Genomic DNA, 16,054 nt, shown 5'->3' on the forward strand with positions numbered 1-16,054 from the left:
CCGAGTGGTGATGACAAACCGGTCAGACCGGGGATCGAACAAACCCAGGGGAGCAGAGCGCTTCGAGCGCGATGACGTGATTAGGGATCCGATCCGCGGACTTCATCAGGGCCAGCAGCCATGCGGTGCTGCACGAACAGGCCGAACACATGGATGCATCCGACCGGTGCTCATCGCCGCACGAAAGCTCTTGCACCGCAGGGGTCGTCCACACAGGCTCAACGACCACATCATTGCACAGCTACGCTGGTGCAGGGGCCGTCCAACCCATCACGTCACGACCTACCTGAAGGCGCACCGCACGGCCTCGAGTCTGCGGGTTAAAAAGGGGATCTTGGTCGCCTGATTGGGCGCACCAAAGGCGGCATGAACACCAAGCTCCACGCCGTCGCCGACGCGAACGGCCGGCCTTTGAGCTTCTTCATGACCGCTGGCCAAGTCAGCGACTACACCGGAGCGGCAGCGCTGCTCGACGACATGCCCAAGGCGCAGTGGCTACTTGGCGATCGCGGCTATGACGCCGACTGGTTCAGGGACGCTCTCCAAGCAAAGGGCATTCAGCCATGCATCCCGGGTCGGCGATCACGCAACGAGCCCGTCAGGTATGACAAGCGCCGCTATCGGCGCCGCAGCCGCATCGAGATCATGTTCGGCCGCCTCAAGGATTGGCGCCGCGTCGCCACCCGCTACGATCGCTGCCCCACGGCCTTCTTCTCCGCCGTCGCCCTCGCTGCGACAATCATCTTCTGGCTGTGATCAACGAGTCCTGACCCTAATCGTTGGCTGTTGACGTGCGATTTCCTCCCAATGCCGGACATTACTTTAGCGGAAGTGATCGCAGGTCAGCGACCGTTTGCGATATGAACGAACGGCAGAAGCCGGGGAGTGGGCATGGCGCGCCGAATGGCCTGAGGTGGGTCTGAATGGTCGTTTCCAACCACGTGTTGGTCGACGTCACGGTTGCAACCAGGTCAAGGCGTCAAACTCGCGTCCGAACCGGACGCGGGCGGCTCGTTCGTAGACCCGCTGCCCCCCGGCCCCGTTCGTCAGCACGACCAGTCCGTTATTGCTGAGCAGGTCGAGGACGAACAGGTTCGCGACGCCGTCGTTAGCGCCCCAGTGCCAAGCAAAGCGGTCCGGCCCCGACTGTTCCAGTCCCCACCCCAAACCCCAGGCCAGACTGCCTGCGATCGTGACGGTCGGGGTATTCATGGCCGGGTAGCGGCGCGCAAAGCGGGCGAAGCGGCCATAATCGCTCGCAGTCGTCCACAGTCCCGCCGCCATGTTCGGAGCCATGAAGATGGGCAGGGCCGGCTTGCCGAGCGCCTTGGCTGCCGAAACGCGATCATCCTGAGTCCATGTCTCGACGGACCGGCGAGGGCCGGCGTCCCGGCTCCTCTGGAACTGCGCGGGTCCTTTGTCCGCCATCAACTCGCCGCCGGCATCGTGCGCCCACGCCACCGGAGGCGATTGGCCGGCCAACCAGCCATAGCCGCTCCGGCTCATTCCGGCTGGCGTCAGAACCCGGGAACGGACGACCTCCGCCGCGGTCTGCCCCGTGACTATCTCGACGAGGCGAGCGAGCAGGGTGTAGCCCTCTCCCGAATAGCGAAAGTTGGAGCCGGGCTTGAACCTGCTCACCAGATCGCTGCCGGCCTCGGTCCGCCAATTCGGCAGACCACTGGAATGCGACAGCAGGTGACGAGGCGTCGTGGTCCGAGTCGCGACATCCGTCGTGAAATCGATGTGCTTGGCCACAGGCTCATCGAGATCAATGCTGCCGTCGCGGACAAGGTCGTGGATGGCAGCTGCCAGGACCGGCTTTGACAGGGAAGCGGCTTCGAACAGCGTCTCCGTGGTTGCGGTCACCTTCCCAACTTTGGCGTATCCTACCGCAGAGCTGATCGGCTCCGCTTCGCCGTCGAGCACGGCCCAGCTTGCGCCCGGAACTGAAGCAAGCGCCATCCATGACTGGACCTGCATCGCCGTACGCTTTCGGCTCCTGGCCGGCGCCGGCACGGAGGCACAGCCGGCAGCAACTGCGGTGCCGATCAGAATCGTTCGCCGTGTCGGGTTCATTCGGGCATTCGCGAGGACGTCATGGCAAAACCGATTGCTTGGTGTCTTGTGCCTACAATACGGTTCGTCGCGCCATTTGGCAATTGATCCTCGTGCCGAGCCGAAGGGCGAGTCCGCTCATCCGGCGTGTGGCGTCCTCAACTCTCAAGCTGCGACAGCGCGCGAATTTGGGATTGATGAACAAACGTCCATTTCGCAGCAGCGGCGGTGTCGCTGTGAAACCCTCACTTCGAGCGTCAACATCGCCGTCTTCAATCTCGGCAGTGCGATCAGCGCGTCGGTAGGCAGCATCGCCCTATCGGCGTTCGGCATAGGCGCGATCACTTGGGCCGAGGCGGCCTTCCCGCTCGCTGCGATCGGTATCGCATTGATCGCCACGCGTAGTCGCGAAAGAGTGGTTCCGGCATAGGGCGCCGCCCGCCGTCCTCGCCAGGGTAGGAGAGTCAAATTCGAAGCGCAGCAGTCAATGCATCGCGAGCAAGTGCAACACGGGGGTGGCGAAGCGACGATCGCGCCCAGACGAGGTAGAAGGTGTTGCGCGGCACGCTGATCGGCGCAGGTATCTCGACAAGCGTGCAGGCGGCACGCTCGGCGTGGGTCAGGTAACCGGGCAGGACCGTCCACCCTAGCCCCGCACACAACCCAGATCGCAGCACGCGAAGGTCGGGGGCGGTGAGGGCGGGCTGACCGGCCAGCGCGATCCGGTTGGCCTCAAGCCAGGCCCGCAACAGCGGCCGGTCGAGGTCGTACGCCAGATGCGGTATGCGTGTCAGCGCATCGGCCAGCGGCAGGCCCGCCATCCGCTCGGCCACCGCGGGCGACGCGACGGCGCGCAAATCCTCCTCGCCCAGTTCGTGGAAGGCAAGCCGGGGATCGTCCGGCTGCGATGCCGTCACGGCCAGATGCACCTTGTCCTCCAGCAACAGGCTGTACAGCGCGTCCCGCCCGCCAATGTGGAGGCGCAGGTCGAGGCCCGCGTCCAGCAGCGGCCCCAGCCGGGGGGCGATCATCTCGCCCAGCAAGTCCGACGGCGCGGCGATATGCACCGTCCCGGACATCCGCGAGGATCGCGCCCGCGCCGTGGCGAGCGCCGTTTCTGCCGTATCGAGGCTGTCGCCGATTGCCGCAGCCAGGTCGTCGGCGATTGCCGTGGCGCGCACGCCGCGCGAATGGCGATCGAACAGGGGGTGGCCGAGCTGCGCCTCGAGAGATGCGATATGCTGGGACGCGGCGGGCTGGGTGATGCCGATCGCGCGGGCCGCCTCGCTCAGCGACCGGCGGCGATAGACTTCGACAAAGGTGCGCAACTGCAACAGGGACATTGGGTTTCCATAGCCTGTCTTATGGCCGATCGCCATTCCGCTTGGATTTGCTGATGCCGGCGAAGGCCTATCTGACTGGGCACAAGGACGGAAACGAACGCCCGCTTGCCGCTGCCGGATCGCACAGCCCTATGGCCTCGTTGTCGCAGGTGCGGCAGCGGGCACCCAGCGTTCGCGACGTCCACGCAGCAGGAGTTTTGACGATGACCCGTATCCTCATGGTGACCACGTCCGCCGATCGCATGACCCCGGGAACCGAACCGACCGGCGTCTGGCTGGAAGAGCTGACCATCCCCTATTACGTCTTCCGCGATGCCGGTGCCGACGTGACGCTCGCCTCGATCAAGGGCGGCGCGGTGCCGGTCGACCAGCGCAGCGTCAATGCGGATGGCGAGAACGATGCCTCGGTCGAACGCTATCTGAAGGACGAGGCGCTGAAGGCCGAGGTTGCCGATACGCCGGTGTTCACCGGCATCGACCCCAGCGGCTATGACGCGCTGTTCCTGCCCGGCGGCCACGGCACCATGTTCGATTATCCCGGCAGTGCGGAACTGGCGCAGCTGGTGGAGCGGTTCGACCGCGTGGGCAAGATCGTCGCCGCCGTCTGCCATGGCCCGGCGGGGCTGGTCTCGGCCAAGAAGGCGGACGGCACGCCCTTCGTCGCCGGCCGGCGCGTCGCGGGCTTCACCGACAGCGAGGAACGCGCGGTCGGACTGGATCAGGCGGTGCCCTTCCTGCTCGAAACCCGCCTCAAGGAACTCGGCGGCCAGCATGAGGCAGGCCCGGACTTCGCCCCCTTCGCCCTGCGTGACGGCAATCTGGTGACGGGCCAGAACCCGGCGAGCGCGACCCGTACGGCGGAGCTCGTGATGGACGCCCTCAAGGACCAGGCGGCGTGATCGTGCGGAATCTCCAGACCATGCTGCGCGCCGCCGATCCTGCGGCGTCGCTGACCTCCACGGGAGACGCGTAATGGCCCGACTGTTCGAACCGCTGACGGTCGGCGGGCTCAGTCTCGCCAACCGCATCGTCATCGCGCCGATGTGCCAATATTCCGCCGAAGACGGCGCGATGACCGACTGGCACCAGATTCATCTGGGCCAGCTCGCCATGGCGGGGGCCGGCGCCCTGACGATCGAAGCCACTGCGGTCAGCCCGGACGGGCGGATCACCTACGGCGATGTCGGTCTGTACGACGACCGTACCGAAGAGGCGATGCGGCGCGTGATCGACAGTGTGCGCCGCTGGTCGGACGTGCCGCTGGTCGTCCAGCTAGCGCATGCCGGACGGAAGGCGAGCTGTGCCAAGCCGTGGCACGGGGGCGCGCAGATCGCGCCGGATGCGGAGAATGGCTGGCAGACGGTTGCGCCGAGCGCGGTGCCCTATGCCGCGACCGATCATGCGCCCGTCGCTCTGGACGAGGCGGGCCTGGCCCGGATTCGCGATGCCTTCACCGATGCCGCCCGACGGGCGGCGCGACTTGGGCTCGACGCGATCCAGATCCATGCTGCGCATGGCTATCTGCTGCACGAATTCCTCTCGCCGCTCTCCAATCACCGCGAGGACGCCTATGGCGGCAGCCTCGCCAACCGGATGCGGTTCCCGCTCGAAATCTTCGACGCGGTGCGCGCGGCGTTTCCCGCCGACCGACCCGTCACCGTCCGCGTGTCGGGGACCGATTGGGTCGAGGGCGGCTGGACGGCGGAGGATACCGCGCAATTTGCCGAAGCGCTGGAACAGCGCGGCTGCGCCGCCATCCATGTTTCGAGCGGCGGCCTCGATCCGCGCCAGCAGATTCCGGTCGGTCCCGGCTATCAGGTGCCACTGGCGCGGACGGTCAAGGACGCGGTCACGATGCCCGTCATTGCGGTCGGCCTGATTACCGATCCGCAGCAGGCCGAGCAGATTCTGCAGGACGGGCATGCGGACGCCATCGCCATCGCGCGCACCGCCTTGTGGGATCCGCGCTGGCCCTGGCACGCCGCCGCCGCGCTCGGCGCTTCGGTCAAGGCACCGCCGCAATATCTCCGGTCTGAGCCGCGTGAGGCGGGCCGTATCCTGAAGGAGATGATGCAATGACACGATCCGCCACATTGCTCCTCGCCGCCGCTGCCGTCGCCTCGATCACGGTCGGGGCGACGGCCCGCGACACGGCTCCGGCGCCCCGGATCGAGCGGGTCGCCGCCTTCGACGGCGCGATGCCGACCGGCGTGACCGTCGCGCCCAACGGCCGTATCTTCGTCAACTTCCCGCAATGGGGCGACGAGGCCCCGTTCACGGTCGCCGAGCTGGTCGATGGCAAGGCGGTGCCCTATCCCGACGCCGCGACCAATCGCCCTGATCCCGCCAACCCGGCGGGTCACTTCATCTCGGTGCAAAGCGTTGTCGCCGACGGCGCGAACCGCCTGTGGGTGCTGGACACGGCGGCACCGAAATTCGCGCCGCCCCAGGCCGGGGGCGCAAAGCTGGTAGGGATCGACCTCGCGACCAACCGGGTGGTCAAGACGATCGTCCTTCCCCCAAGCGTCGTGCTGCCGACGACCTATCTCAACGACGTGCGCTTCGACCTGCGGCAGGGGGAGCAGGGCACCGCTTACATCACCGACAGCAGCAACGCGGGCGTCGGTGGCATTATCGTCGTCGACATCGCCAGCGGACGGGCGATCCGCCGCCTGTCCGGCCACGCGACGACCAACCCGGAGCCGGGCTTCACGCCGGTCGTCGACGGCGAGGTGCTGATGAACCGCCCAGCCAACGGGCCTGCGACGCCGGTCGCCATCGCCAGCGACGCGATCGCGCTCAGCGCCGACGGTAGCCTGCTCTACTATGGGCCGCTCTCGGGCCGCACGCTCCATGCCGTGCCCACGGCCATGCTGCGCGATCCGTCGGTGTCGGAAGAGCAACTTGGGCGTGCGGTTCGCAGCATGGGGCGCAAAGGCGCGTCGGATGGCATCGCCGAGGATGATCGGGGGCGCGTCTTCGCCGGTGATTACGAACATAATGCGATCCGAGTGCTCGATCGCGGCCATTGGTCGACCCTGGTCAGCGATCCGCGCATCAGCTGGCCCGATACCCTGTCGATCGGCCCCGATGGCTATCTCTACTTTACCGCGAACCAGCTTCACCGCCAGCCCGGCTTTCATGGCGGCCGCGACCTGCGCCGGAAACCGTATGAACTGCTCCGCATCAGGGTCGGTAGTGGCCCGGTGCTTCTGACGCGGCGTTGATAAGGCCACTGCCGGGATGGTCGCGGGGGCCGGTGTTGACGGAGAAACCAGCCTGGCTCGTCGGGTTGCCATCAAGATGCGTGTCGGCACCGTAGCAGGGTCCGACAATAAATCCGAAACGGCCGCCCTCAGCATGGAACGAGCGGCTGGTCTATGGACCGAGGGCATCGCCGCTGAACGGCCAGATGGGAGCCCTACCGGCGAGGAGAGACTCGTCTGCTCGTGCCCAATTGCGGACATCCCGACGACCCGGGGGTGACCGTGGCCTATGGGCAGGTTAGGTGAGAAGGCTAGTGGCGATCGGAAGTCGATCAGCCTCAAGGAGAGAATGCATGCTTTTCCACACCATGGTCGGATCGAACGACATTGAGCGTTCCAAGCGCTTCTACGATACGGTGCTCGGCACCTTGGGTGCAGGGGAAGGGACGAGGAACGTAGCCGACAGCGGCCATATACGTCTGATCTACAATAACGGCGGCGGAACTAACTTCATTGTCAGCCAGCCGATCAACGACGAACCAGCGAGCGTCGCGAACGGGAGCACCGTTGCCTTTTCGTGCAACTCGCCCGAACAAGTGAAGCAGCTTCATGATACCGCGGTCGCCAACGGTGGCACCTCGATCGAAGCCCCGCCTGGCCCGCGCAATACGGCATCGCTGGGGACAGTCGAACTTGCCTATTTTCGCGACCCTGACGGCAACAAACTATGCGGAATTCATTTTCCCGCCTGATCCGTCCGACATGGGTCCGCTTCTAACCCTTGCGGACCCAGATTATGCGATCGCGCGAATGTCCGCTTCCCTGCACACAGCGGCCACTCAAGCCAGAAACCGGTGCCGCTCAACAGGCCTGGTGACGATGAATGAAAGGCCGGTTTCGGATCGCGTACAAAGGTGCTCGAACGACCGTTCTTGGGTCGTCGTTGCGGTGGCGCAGGCTGGCTGCTTCCGCCCAAGTCGACCCTAAGACATCTGCGTGAGCAGCGCGATTTCCTTGAAGGCCTTTTTTGCGAGGTCTGCGACGATCGATACGTCCTGCAACGCCCGTCAATCTGGCGATCCCCCCAATAAGGCGAAGGGGACGTGCTGTCCTCGATCAATCAGACATAACTGATCGCATTTATCGTCTGGTGGCAATCGGCATCACCAGATATTGGGCCTGTATCCTTGGGGAGTAGCTACCCGCAGTAGCGGGGTTGCCGTCAACATCCTTGAGCCATCGGCTCGTGGCGGTAGCAGCAGGTTAGTCCTGCCCGGCGAGACCAATGATGCAGCACTCCGCTTTGTGGCCACGGGTGCATGCATCGTTTGGTTTGCTGGCCCTGAGTATTGACGTAATGCCCGGAATTCTGACGCTTGGTGCTTTGGGCGCAAGCCTGTCTGTCGATGCCTTCGCCGCGGCTTTGGGTAAGGGGGCGACTGATGGACGAGCCCGCCTTCGCGACGCGATTAAAGTCGGCATCGTGTTCGGCTTTTTCGAAGCTCTGACGCCCGCGCTAGGCTGGCTGCTTGGCTTTGCGCTGAATGATTGGATTGCCGATTACGACCATTGGGTCGCGTTCACGCTTCTGTTTGGCGTTGGTGCCTATACGATCCGGGAAGCCTGGACGAGCGAAGGCGATGCAGGCCAAATTGACAGCGAGACTAAGCCTAGCATGCTGCGGCTTGCTGCAACGGCAATCGCAACGAGCGTCGACGCGGCGGCTGTCGGCGTAACCCTGGCCCTTATGGACGTCAACATTTGGGCTGCCTGCATGGTCATTGGCGGAACGACCACGTTGATGGCGACCACCGGCGTCATGCTGGGCAAGCATATTGGGCCCTACCTGGGCCGCTACGCTGGCATCCTCGGCGGCTTTGTCCTGATCGTCATCGGCGGACTGATCCTGGCTCAGCACCTGTCATCTTAAACGATAGTAAGCTGAGCTCTGGCAGTAGCGCTCAATCCGGGGCTTGCTACGCCATCCGTCTGCGGCTCCCCTATAGCTGAACTGGGCTCTACTGTCTGAAAGGTCGACATTAATGGATGTCGGAAGTTGGGGAGCGGGTAGGGGGCGTTGAATGACTGCAATTGGGTCGCATCGGCCAACGTCTTAAGCCGCCATTTTAGATATGGTGGCTCGATTTCGGCCTTCGCGCTTCGCCTGGTACAACGCCGCGTCCGCCGCCTGGATGAGGGAGGAGCCGTCCCGCGCCATCGCCTCATGCCAACTTGCGATGCCGAACGACATGCTGGTGGCACCTAAAGTGCGGCCGTTCTGATGAACATTGAGCTCCGCAATGGCCTGGCGCACCGCTTCGACTCTCGTCAGCAGTGCCTCCGGCGACGTGCCGGGCGCGATGACGGTGAATTCTTCGCCGCCAAAGCGGCATACCACGTCGCCGTCGCGGAAGCGGCTCTTCATCTCTGCCGCCACCGCCTGCAACACGGCATCGCCAGCCTCGTGTCCGTGGTCGTCGTTGAAGCGTTTGAAGTGATCGACGTCGCACATAACCAGGCTGAGTGGGGCGCCTGAACGTGCAGCCCGTGCGATCTCGAGTGTCATTGCCTCCTCCATGTAACGCCGGTTGAAGAGCCCGGTCAGAGGGTCGCGGATCGTCTGCTCGCGCAAGCTTCGCTGCAGGCGGTGATTGACGAGCGCGGACGCGATATTCTCGGCAAGCACCGTCAGTCGGAAGCGGCTTTCCGCGCCGATCTGGCCACGCAGGTGGAGGACGCCGATCACCTCGCCACCGGCGAGCAGCGGTTCGCAATGGTACGTCTCCGCATGGTGCACATGTGCGCAGACAATATCGTGGCCCGGATGGGCGACCCAATGCGCCTGTCCGCGGCGTAGGGCCCAGCATTGATCGGGCGCGAAGCTGTCCACTGCGGTTTCGAAGTCGCCCCAATCGGCGACGGGGACGAGCAGGTTCCGAGAATTGTTATGGGCATAAAGGGCGCCCGGAATTGCGGGCAAGACCCGGGGCACGAAGACGCGGATGATCTGGGCCAGCTCGTCGTCGGTGCGAGCCGCCTGCATTCGGTGCGCCATGCCCCCTAACAGCTCAATGACGTCGCCGCGTTCGCGAAGCGTGGCCGCGGTCTGTTCTAGGGACGAATTGGCTATCTGCAGTCGCTGCTCACTGCCGGCTTGATTTGCAACGGCCATGGCCAATCGATCGGCCATCGTGTTGTAGCCACGCGCCAGTCTCGTGAATTCACTCGACCCCATCGCCGTCTCGATGCGCGTGTGTTCGCCGTCGCCAAGGTCGGTCATCGCCTTCAGCATGGTATCCAGCGGCCTGCGGATGGCACGGACAAGCAGTGACATACCGCCTAGCATGAGCAGAACGACAAAGGTGGCGCCGATCACTGCCGACCATTTGCCGATCGTCAGGCGTTGCTCCGCAGCGGCCTGGCGGGTGGCCTGCAGAATACGTTCCTGATCAAGGAAGGCGCGTGTGCGTACGGAAATATGATCCATCAATTCGCGTCCGCGGCCACTGGAAATGATCGCCAGGGCGCCGCCGAAATCCCCACGCCGCCCGAGGTCAAGCGGCTGCCGAAGACGGACGATACGTTGTGCCATGAGATCGGCGATTTCTCGGGCGCGAGCGTTCTGCACAGCGTTGTCACGGGTCAGCGCTATGACCCGCCGAATCTTCGTTTCAGCATCTGCGACGGCAGAGGCAAACGATGAAGCATAGACCGCGTTGTGGGTAAGCACGAACCCGCGCTGGCCGGATTCCGCATCGCGCAGGTCCGCCACGGCCTCCGAAGTAATTTCGAGCACGATTGCGGAATGCTCTACCCATAGAAAGCTGTCCCGCGTCTGGCGTGCTGCATCCACCAAGAGCCCGGCGAGGGCGGCGACGGCGATAACCACGGTGACGCCGAGCGCAGCCACTCGGGAGGAAAGCGAAGCGAACATTTCGCCGGACTAATGCGAGTTACTTAGCGCTTCGTTACCGCTACCCCGGACCCAGTCGTTATGTGAAAGACAGGCTGATCGCGGCACCCGGGCACCCGAAGCTGCCCAGCTTGGAACGGCCAACCTCAAACTATACCGACTTAATAAATGTCCGGTTTCGAGAGAGGGGCAGCCGGGCGCGGATGTCCGCTCTTGGGTCGTCGTGGCGGTGGGGCAGTGGTCACTTCCGCCCCGTTGCGACCGCGTCCTATCGGTGCGATGTCGCGATCAGACTACCTCGAACGTGCCGGTGGCGCACTTTCGTGCCGAGCGACCCCGCGATTTGCCGGGCTAGCTCGTTTAGTCGCGTGCCATTCTCATAATCCGGAAAGGACAAGCGTATTCTCGCGTCCTGTCCATTCACCTGCATCCAGATCGTCATAGCTCATGATGCGTGGGACGGCTTCTGTTGGCAACGTCTGCTATCCCCTGCCTTGGGGTATCCCACTCTTGCTCTAGAGTGGACGGCTCGCTTTACCCATTCGCGGCGCTCGCATCACCTATGTTACGGCGGGGACCGACATTAATGAATGTCCAGAGTAAGCAAGCTGGCAGGGGCCTTTAAAATAGCTGCCGCGGTCCAGCACAGAGAAGGTGGTCCGGTTCATGAGGACGCGCCCTCATACCATTCGCGCGTGCGCTTCACGATTGCAACTACCGACAGCATGACGGGCACCTCGACGAGCACGCCGACGACTGTCGCAAGCGCGGCTCCGCTCTTCAGGCCGAACAGCGAGATTGCGGCGGCGACGGCAAGCTCAAAGAAGTTCGATGCGCCGATCAGCGCGGCCGGTGCCGCCACGCACCAGGCGACCCCCAGCCGCTTCGACAGCCAATAGGCGATCCCGGCGTTGAGGTAGACCTGAATAAGGATCGGCACCGCGATCAGCGCGATCACGACCGGTCGGCGGATGATCTGCTCACCCTGGAAGCCGAACAACAGGACCAGCGTCGCAAGCAGCGCGACGAGCGACCCCAAGCCGAGCGCGGCCAGCACCCGGTCGAGTGCGCTCTGGCCGCCAGAGGCGAGCAGCGCCCGGCGGACGATCTGCGCGACGATCACCGGCACGACGATGTAGAGCGCGACCGACAGCAGCAGCGTGTCCCACGGCACCGTCACCGATGCGACGCCGAGCAGCAGCCCGACGAGCGGCGCGAAGAGGAAGACCATCAGGACGTCGTTCAGCGCCACCTGACTGAGTGTATAGGTCGGCTCGCCGTCGCACAGGTTCGACCAGACGAAGACCATGGCGGTGCACGGTGCCGCGGCCAGCAGGATCAGCCCCGCGATATAGGACGGGATCTCACCCGCGGGCAGCAGCGGGGCGAACAGCCAGCCGAGGAAGACCGTGCCGAGCGCCGCCATTGAGAAGGGCTTCACCGCCCAGTTGACGAACAGCGTGACGCCGACGCCCTTCCAATGCTGTCGGACCGAGCCGAGCGAGCCGAAGTCGATCTTGAGCAGCATTGGCACGATCATCAGCCAGATCAGCCCGGCGACGACGAGATTGACCTGCGCCACCTCGGCCGCGGCGATCGTGGCGAACGCGCCGGGGAGCAGATGGCCGAGCTCGATGCCGGCAACGATGCAGAGCGCCACCCACACCGACAGATAGCGCTCGAACGTGCCGATGCCGGGACGCTGCACCTCGGCTGCGATCGTTGCCATCAGCGCACTCGCTGGCCGTCGGCGTCGACGACCTGCTCGCCGTCTTCCTTGGCGAAGACGCCGCGCTGCGGCGCGGGCAGGATGTCGAGTACCGCCTCGGACGGACGGCACAGACGCACGCCGTTGGGCGTCACGACCAGCGGGCGGTTGATCAGAACGGGATGCTCCATCATCGCATCGACGAGCGCGTCGTCGGTCAAATTCTCGTCACCCAGGCCGAGATCGGCGAATGGCGTGCCCTTCTCGCGCAGCAGCTGTCGCGGCGTCAGACCGGCACGCTCGATGAGTTGGACGAGTAGCGCGCGCGACGGCGGCGTCTTGAGATATTCGATGACGTGCGGCTCGATACCGGCATTGCGGATCAGTGCGAGCACGTTGCGCGACGTCCCGCATGCGGAATTGTAGTAGATGACGACGTCGATCGGCATTTCGGCTCCTTCAGCAGCAGGCAAGCTCAGCGATCAGCGGTTCGCACAGCTCGGGACGACCCTGGCAGCAATTCTTGGCCAGAAAGGTCATCAACTGCCTCAGAGTATCGAGCCGGGCACGCTGGACCTGTTGGCGTCCGCGCTTCTCGGCTGACACCAAGCCCGCCTTCGCCAGCACCGCCAGATGCGTAGAGAACGTGCTCTGCGTCAGCCCGCTCGCATCGACCAGCGCGCCGGTAGGCAGCCCATCGGGCGAGTGCCGGACGAGCAAACGGAACGCATCGAGCCGCGTCGGGTGAGAGAGGGCGGCGAGAACGTCCAGAGCATCGACAGTGTCCATTCATCGGGTTTGGCCGATGAATGGCACATGTCAATTCGTATCGGGATATACCGATGCGTGATCAAAGCCGCTGTCTGAGCGAGCGTCCGCCTACCGATCAAGACGTTTGGCGAATAAATGTCCGAAGGCGGGTCTGTCGTGACAGGAGGGCGGGGCGGCCGCATCCGCCCGAACCCATACGTTGCGGCGGGCAATCTGGCTTTCCGAAAGCAGCCATTCGTTCGGCGCGATCAACGCCCCCGCATCGAACGGTAGAGGCCGGGGTGTAAACGCGGGCGGCGGATTGACGCGGCTTTGCGCGACGGCAGGCCCGCTCGGGAAGGCGGAATCCGCCGATCGATGGTTCTCCAGGCTTCATCGGATTGCCCCAACGCCATAAAGCGCGAGACCCGCAGCCGATGTCGCTAGCAAGGTTGTGATGACCCCGGCCCGCGTCATGAAGGTCGCATAAGCGGCCCCCAGCGACAGGACGAGAGCGGCCGGATCGATGCTGGTCAGCACCGGGGCGTCGAAGCGGAACGGCCCGGCCGCGATCATCATGGTTTCGCGGAACAGCGTGTGCAGTGCGAACCACAGCGCAAGGTTGAGGACGACGCCCACGACCGCTGCGGTGATGGCAGAGAGCGCGCCGGCGACCGCCGCGTTGCCACGAAGCCGCTCGATAAAGGGCGCGCCGAGGAAGATCCACAGGAAGCACGGCACGAACGTCACCCAGGTCGCCAGGAGGCCGCCGAGCGTACCGGCCACCAGCGGCGACAGCCCGCCTGGATCGCGATAGGCGCCGAGGAAGCCGACGAATTGCAGGACTATGATAAGCGGCCCAGGCGTCGTCTCCGCCATGCCGAGGCCGTCCAGCATCTCCTTCAGCCCAAGCCAGCCATGATTCTCGACCGCCTGCTGCGCGACATAGGCCAGGACGGCATAGGCACCCCCGAACGTTACCATCGCCATCGTCGAGAAAAAGGTTGCGATTCGACTGAAGACATCATCGGGACCGAGCGCGATCAGCAGCGCCGCGACCGGCAGTAACCAGAGCGCCAGCCAGATCAGCGCGGTTCGGATCGTCTCCGCCCAGGTCGGCCGCGCATGGGCCGGCAGTTCCTCGCCGAGTAGCGTGTCGGCATCGGCCACGACCGCACCATTGGACACGCCGTGGCCCGCACTCCTGAAGGCCGCGCTACCCAGCCGGGTGGACCACCATCCGATAAGGCCGGCACCCAGCACGATCAGCGGGAACGGCGCGCCGACGAAGAATATCAGTACGAAAGCCGATGCGGCGAGTACCCTTGCCGGGGTGGACTTGAGCGCGCGTCCGCCGATCCGGACCACCGCCTGAAGGACGATAGCCAGCACGGCGCACTTGAGGCCGAAAAACAGCGCCGAGACGATGCCGACACGACCATAGAGGACATAGACCCAGCTCAGCGCCATGATCGCGACTGCGCCGGGAATAACGAACAGCACGCCGGCGACGATGCCGCCCTTCGTGCGGTGCATCAGCCAGCCGATATAAGTGGCGAGTTGCTGCGCCTCCGGCCCGGGCAGTAGCATGCAGTAGTTGAGGGCGTGCAAGAACCGCTGTTCACCGATCCAGCGTTTCTCGTCGACGAGGATGCGGTGCATCACCGCGATCTGTCCGGCCGGACCGCCGAATGAGAGCATCGCGATGCGCAGCCAGACCCAGAAGGCCTGGCCGAGCGTGACCGGCTCCGGGCGTGCCGGGATTGCGGCTTCCGCCGTCACCGCGGTCATGCCGGCACCTTGCCGCGCGCCGGCTGATGCGAGGACCAGTTGTGCTTCTCTCCCTTCGCGTCACGGCACCAACGATAGAGCGCGTCGTATACCGCCATGCCGGCTTCTAGCTGGGCGTGATCATCACTGTGGATGCGCGACAGACCAAGCGAGATGGCGAGCAGCCCGGCAGCCTCGGGCACGAGGTCTAGCCGATCAGTATCGGCACCCCGCACGATGGCGGCCAACCGAACCAGCGGTTTGTGCGTGTCCAGCCCGAAGGCCTCGACCATCACGTCGAAGGTGCAGCGCTCGCCGCGATGGCTCCAGAACACGCCTTCGTCCGCGACATCGAACGGTTCGGCTCGCTGCTGGGTCGCGACGGTCAGCACCTCGCCGGGCGCGACGAACAGGAAGCGAGCCTTCGGATCGACGAAGCGCCGGATCAGCCAGGGACAGGCGATTCGATCGACCTTGGGCCGCGCGCGCGTAACCCACCATGTTCGACCATCCTCGTGCCGAAGCGGCAGGTGGCCGAGCGAAACGGTTGGCAATGCGTTTGCGGTCCATGCGGCGAACCCGCCTTCCAGCACTTCGGCGGCCACCCCTTCGCTGCGCAGGATCGCCGCTGCGGAAGCAGCCGCACCACTGCCATCCGCGTCGACGATGACGGCGGCCGATCCGGCACCATAACCCCATCGGATCGGATCGGAGTGGTCAGGGAACAGCGATCCCGGAACAGCCCTTTCCGGCGTATCGCGCAGGTCGATGATATGGGGCGCGCCGACCGATGCGACGAGGCGGGCGAGCTTATCCGGTGTGATGGCGTTTGGAGCAGGCATGATGCGTCCCTTGCGTGATCGTGCTGGACGCGATGCTCTGGCTGACGCCTCGTGGGGAGATCGCAATCCCCATGCACGTAATCAGCCATGAGAATGTGATGTTGTCAACCGACGGTGCCTGCCCGCCGGTTATCGTCGGCGACGAGTTTCGAGAGGCCTTTGTCAGTCCCGTTATTCGGTCATTTTTGAGAATGTCGACTGGGTCAGCCGATGATGGATATGCTTGCACTCAGCGCCAAACTTGGCCCGTCTGCTTTTTACCCTTTCCGCGCTATTCCCGCAGCACATTGAATCCAGCGCTTTTGCAAAAATCCACATGAATGAATGTCCGAAGTCGGGAAGCGGGCAGGGGCCCTTCAACGACCGATTATGGGTCCGGTCAGACTTCCGTTCGTTCGGCCAACTCTAAAGCGTCCTCCACATCGACGCCCAAGTAGCGAACGGTACTAGGGTCCAAACCCAAT

The 16,054-nt window shown here is 64.4% G+C and carries 15 protein-coding genes, 1 pseudogene and 1 riboswitch; of the genes and pseudogenes, 8 read left to right on the top strand and 8 right to left on the bottom strand.

Annotation, left to right across the window (positions count from 1 at the left end):
• Positions 1–280: 280 nt before the first annotated feature.
• Positions 281–756: pseudogene (locus SB4_RS03230) on the top strand (IS5 family transposase); the annotation flags it as partial.
• Between the two features lie 198 nt (positions 757–954).
• Here SB4_RS03230 and SB4_RS18770 read toward each other — a convergent pair.
• The gene (locus SB4_RS18770; protein WP_082669928.1) at positions 955–1,965 is read right to left on the bottom strand and encodes a serine hydrolase domain-containing protein; all 1,011 of its coding nucleotides are present in this window, start codon (positions 1,963–1,965) and stop codon (positions 955–957) included.
• Here SB4_RS18770 and SB4_RS19910 point away from each other — a divergent pair.
• Positions 1,856–2,488 (top strand): MFS transporter, encoded by a 633-nt coding sequence (locus SB4_RS19910; protein WP_193753724.1) that lies wholly within the window; start codon positions 1,856–1,858, stop codon positions 2,486–2,488. The two genes, SB4_RS18770 and SB4_RS19910, sit on opposite strands and share 110 nt — an antisense overlap.
• Before the next feature lie 34 nt (positions 2,489–2,522).
• On the opposite strand, the gene SB4_RS03245 is transcribed toward SB4_RS19910, so the two are convergent.
• Complete coding sequence (locus tag SB4_RS03245; RefSeq protein WP_058733317.1) at positions 2,523–3,401, bottom strand: LysR family transcriptional regulator; 879 nt, start codon at positions 3,399–3,401, stop codon at positions 2,523–2,525.
• Between the two features lie 203 nt (positions 3,402–3,604).
• Here SB4_RS03245 and SB4_RS03250 point away from each other — a divergent pair, with 203 nt between their 5' ends.
• The 5 genes from SB4_RS03250 (at position 3,605) to SB4_RS03270 (ending at position 8,537) form a co-directional block, all read left to right on the top strand.
• Positions 3,605–4,300: a type 1 glutamine amidotransferase domain-containing protein gene (locus SB4_RS03250; RefSeq protein WP_058733316.1), complete on the top strand. Its 696-nt coding sequence runs from the start codon at positions 3,605–3,607 to the stop codon at positions 4,298–4,300.
• Between the two features lie 73 nt (positions 4,301–4,373).
• Positions 4,374–5,480 (top strand): NADH:flavin oxidoreductase/NADH oxidase, encoded by a 1,107-nt coding sequence (locus SB4_RS03255; protein WP_058733315.1) that lies wholly within the window; start codon positions 4,374–4,376, stop codon positions 5,478–5,480.
• Entirely contained in the window at positions 5,477–6,628 is a 1,152-nt protein-coding gene (locus SB4_RS03260; protein WP_058733314.1) for an L-dopachrome tautomerase-related protein, read from the top strand. The genes SB4_RS03255 and SB4_RS03260 overlap by 4 nt, the downstream gene beginning before the upstream one ends.
• 332 nt (positions 6,629–6,960) lie before the next feature.
• On the top strand, positions 6,961–7,359 hold the full coding sequence (locus SB4_RS03265) for a VOC family protein (RefSeq protein WP_058715695.1): 399 nt from the start codon (positions 6,961–6,963) through the stop codon (positions 7,357–7,359).
• Between the two features lie 425 nt (positions 7,360–7,784).
• A riboswitch (yybP-ykoY riboswitch) is annotated at positions 7,785–7,958 on the top strand.
• 6 nt (positions 7,959–7,964) lie between these two features.
• A complete protein-coding gene (locus SB4_RS03270; protein ID WP_058733515.1) occupies positions 7,965–8,537 on the top strand; it encodes a manganese efflux pump MntP in 573 nt (190 codons plus the stop codon).
• Positions 8,538–8,720: 183 nt separating this feature from the next.
• On the opposite strand, the gene SB4_RS03275 is transcribed toward SB4_RS03270, so the two are convergent.
• The 6 genes from SB4_RS03275 to SB4_RS03300 all read right to left on the bottom strand — a co-directional run bounded on the left by SB4_RS03275 (position 8,721) and on the right by SB4_RS03300 (position 15,590).
• Positions 8,721–10,541 (bottom strand): sensor domain-containing diguanylate cyclase, encoded by a 1,821-nt coding sequence (locus SB4_RS03275; RefSeq protein ID WP_082669926.1) that lies wholly within the window; start codon positions 10,539–10,541, stop codon positions 8,721–8,723.
• Positions 10,542–11,184: 643 nt separating this feature from the next.
• Entirely contained in the window at positions 11,185–12,252 is a 1,068-nt protein-coding gene (gene arsB / locus SB4_RS03280) for an ACR3 family arsenite efflux transporter (protein WP_058751405.1), read from the bottom strand.
• Entirely contained in the window at positions 12,249–12,677 is a 429-nt protein-coding gene (gene arsC / locus SB4_RS03285) for an arsenate reductase (glutaredoxin) (protein ID WP_082669927.1), read from the bottom strand. The genes arsB and arsC overlap by 4 nt, the downstream gene beginning before the upstream one ends.
• 10 nt (positions 12,678–12,687) lie before the next feature.
• On the bottom strand, positions 12,688–13,017 hold the full coding sequence (locus SB4_RS03290) for an ArsR/SmtB family transcription factor (RefSeq protein ID WP_058751400.1): 330 nt from the start codon (positions 13,015–13,017) through the stop codon (positions 12,688–12,690).
• Between the two features lie 354 nt (positions 13,018–13,371).
• Complete coding sequence (gene chrA / locus SB4_RS03295) at positions 13,372–14,769, bottom strand: chromate efflux transporter (RefSeq protein WP_058751401.1); 1,398 nt, start codon at positions 14,767–14,769, stop codon at positions 13,372–13,374.
• Entirely contained in the window at positions 14,766–15,590 is an 825-nt protein-coding gene (locus tag SB4_RS03300) for a chromate resistance protein ChrB domain-containing protein (protein ID WP_058751402.1), read from the bottom strand. The genes chrA and SB4_RS03300 overlap by 4 nt, the downstream gene beginning before the upstream one ends.
• A gap of 14 nt (positions 15,591–15,604) precedes the next feature.
• Between SB4_RS03300 and SB4_RS19425 the strand changes: the two genes are divergently transcribed.
• A complete protein-coding gene (locus SB4_RS19425) occupies positions 15,605–15,910 on the top strand; it encodes a hypothetical protein (protein ID WP_153006040.1) in 306 nt (101 codons plus the stop codon).
• The last annotated feature ends 144 nt before the right edge of the window (positions 15,911–16,054 follow it).

Source organism: Sphingomonas sanguinis (genome assembly GCF_001476905.1).
GTDB classification, from domain to species: domain Bacteria; phylum Pseudomonadota; class Alphaproteobacteria; order Sphingomonadales; family Sphingomonadaceae; genus Sphingomonas; species Sphingomonas sanguinis_B.

Bases quoted from the DNA above. Each gene is read 5' to 3' on its own strand.
- SB4_RS03265 (WP_058715695.1), top strand. From the start codon at position 6,961: ATGCTTTTCCACACCATGGTCGGATCGAACGACATTGAGCGTTCCAAG.
- SB4_RS03255 (WP_058733315.1), top strand. From the start codon at position 4,374: ATGGCCCGACTGTTCGAACCGCTGACGGTCGGCGGGCTCAGTCTCGCC.
- SB4_RS03300 (WP_058751402.1), bottom strand. From the start codon at position 15,590: ATGCCTGCTCCAAACGCCATCACACCGGATAAGCTCGCCCGCCTCGTC.
- SB4_RS03275 (WP_082669926.1), bottom strand. From the start codon at position 10,541: ATGTTCGCTTCGCTTTCCTCCCGAGTGGCTGCGCTCGGCGTCACCGTG.
- chrA (WP_058751401.1), bottom strand. From the start codon at position 14,769: ATGACCGCGGTGACGGCGGAAGCCGCAATCCCGGCACGCCCGGAGCCG.
- SB4_RS03245 (WP_058733317.1), bottom strand. From the start codon at position 3,401: ATGTCCCTGTTGCAGTTGCGCACCTTTGTCGAAGTCTATCGCCGCCGG.
- SB4_RS03270 (WP_058733515.1), top strand. From the start codon at position 7,965: ATGCCCGGAATTCTGACGCTTGGTGCTTTGGGCGCAAGCCTGTCTGTC.
- SB4_RS03250 (WP_058733316.1), top strand. From the start codon at position 3,605: ATGACCCGTATCCTCATGGTGACCACGTCCGCCGATCGCATGACCCCG.
- SB4_RS03290 (WP_058751400.1), bottom strand. From the start codon at position 13,017: ATGGACACTGTCGATGCTCTGGACGTTCTCGCCGCCCTCTCTCACCCG.
- arsC (WP_082669927.1), bottom strand. From the start codon at position 12,677: ATGCCGATCGACGTCGTCATCTACTACAATTCCGCATGCGGGACGTCG.
- SB4_RS18770 (WP_082669928.1), bottom strand. From the start codon at position 1,965: ATGGCGCTTGCTTCAGTTCCGGGCGCAAGCTGGGCCGTGCTCGACGGC.
- SB4_RS03260 (WP_058733314.1), top strand. From the start codon at position 5,477: ATGACACGATCCGCCACATTGCTCCTCGCCGCCGCTGCCGTCGCCTCG.